General features: G+C 38.3%; 1 protein-coding gene. It reads right to left on the bottom strand.

The annotated features are described in order from the left end of the window. Positions 1–143 precede the first annotated feature (143 nt). A complete protein-coding gene (locus HMPREF0240_RS23180; protein WP_009005820.1) occupies positions 144–1,619 on the bottom strand; it encodes an ISNCY family transposase in 1,476 nt (491 codons plus the stop codon). Positions 1,620–1,757: the final 138 nt, after the last annotated feature.

Here is a 1,757-nt window from a genome sequence, read left to right as displayed (position 1 = left end):
TTAGGTAATTGCGAAACAAGTTCGCAATCTTGATTCAAAACAAGGTAGAAATCGTGCTTTACACGATTTCAGAGATAGAGGGTGATGTTCAAAGATTTTTGACGCACTTTAATAAGCTTAACAGCTTTTGAAGTTGGTAAGTCCTAAGCAATTAGCGGTTTTAAACTGCGAATATATTCGTGATGTTTGATTTTATCAGCAAGTACAACTGTTATGAGCTGGGTGATACCGGCAAGGATTAAGTCAGCATGCAGAGTTTTTTCGTTTTGTGTACGTCTTCCTGCAAGACAGAGATTATCCTTGATATGATGAATGTCTCTTTCAACAACAGTGCGGATTTTGTATGTATTATCCCATTCTTCAGTTCCTCGTATTGTACCAGGATAAGCACGAAGATTTTTTTCGGGATAAATGTAGACCATTCGTCCACATTTTGAATCAGTACAGGGATTATCACAGAAACATTCCCTATGAGCTTTTTGAGTAGATTTGTCATATACCCACTGCATTTTGGGACAGACAAATTTAAAGGTTCTTAGTCCGCTTCGCAGGTTAGATTTACTTCCCTCCGGTTTCATGGGAAGCGATGCGTCATAAGGACAGCAGGGAATACCCTCTTCATTGATTGTGTAGTCAGTATTTTCGAGATGTGCCCTTGCGTTTAATGGAATATATGCACGTTCAAAATGCCTGTCATTGCCAAATGTGTCACCGGTGAGTAAGTCTTTGTAAAGCTTTATGGTATCAAAAGCGGCATCTCCGAGAAATACTTTAGGATTAATTAAAGGATGTTTTTCGAAGAAATCCTTTAAAGTCGGAACAAGGAGCTTCGAATCATGAACGCTTTTATCCTCATCAGGGGAATCCGATTTCTTTTCCACAACAATATCAGGATGAGAAGATAAAAAATCTTTGTTGTAGAAAGAGATGTGTCGAATAATGCCCAGTCCGTTGGTAACAATGCCAAATTTGAATACATAGCAGAAGTGTCCGTTTATATAAAGCTGTTTGATTTCCGGATTAGCAGAAGCATGGGAAGGCATGGAGCCGTAGGCAGCTTTATAAGGGTCATAGCTTTTATCAAAGTTCATAGCTTTAGCATAGGCTTTTAGCTGTTTGATAATTCTGTTGGCGTATTTAGGATTATTCTCAGTAACAAAAGCTTCAATACCAGAGGAATCAAAGATGGTCATATCTGCTTTAGCAGAATCAATAGCCTGACAGATTGGTTCTGTAAGGTCAATAAGGTTATCGAAAACATCCCTCAGATCCTGTAAGAAATCCTGTTTAAAGCGGGTGATTTTAGAAGCGTCAGGAACCTTCTTAAAACCACAGAATTCACGAAGCGGCTTTGAATAAGCAAGGAATATCAACAGGAGCTGGTCGGTAGGGATAGAAAAAATGCGCTGAATAATTAAAGCCCACAACAAGGCTTGTAAAGAGTATTTACGGGTTCTGCCCGTTGATGCATAAAAATGATTTCTAAAAGAAATCGGAATAATTTCATCCATGTCGATATGGTTTTCCAGTAGAGACAGAAACGCAGGCTTGTCATTATCAAATTTATCTTGGCAATCTTGAAAAATATCTGCCAAAGAAAGCTGTTTGTATGGTATCATAGATATCAGAATAACTCCTTTCTGGGTAGTGGTTTATAGTTTCTAGGCAACTCTATTATACCATATCCAGTGAGGAGTTATTTGTTTTTAGTAACAGAAAAATGCCGTATTTATGAGGGTTGTGGCGTTTCGCAAACG

The organism is Clostridium sp. D5, from assembly GCF_000190355.1.
In the GTDB taxonomy this organism is placed as follows: Bacteria; Bacillota; Clostridia; order Lachnospirales; family Lachnospiraceae; genus Faecalicatena; species Faecalicatena fissicatena_A.
The sequence above is the reverse complement of the archived record's forward strand: the minus strand, read 5'-3'. Positions and strand labels throughout refer to the sequence as shown.

What these genes read in the sequence shown, in the direction of transcription:
- HMPREF0240_RS23180 (WP_009005820.1), bottom strand. Translation starts at nt 1,619, where the DNA reads ATGATACCATACAAACAGCTTTCTTTGGCAGATATTTTTCAAGATTGC.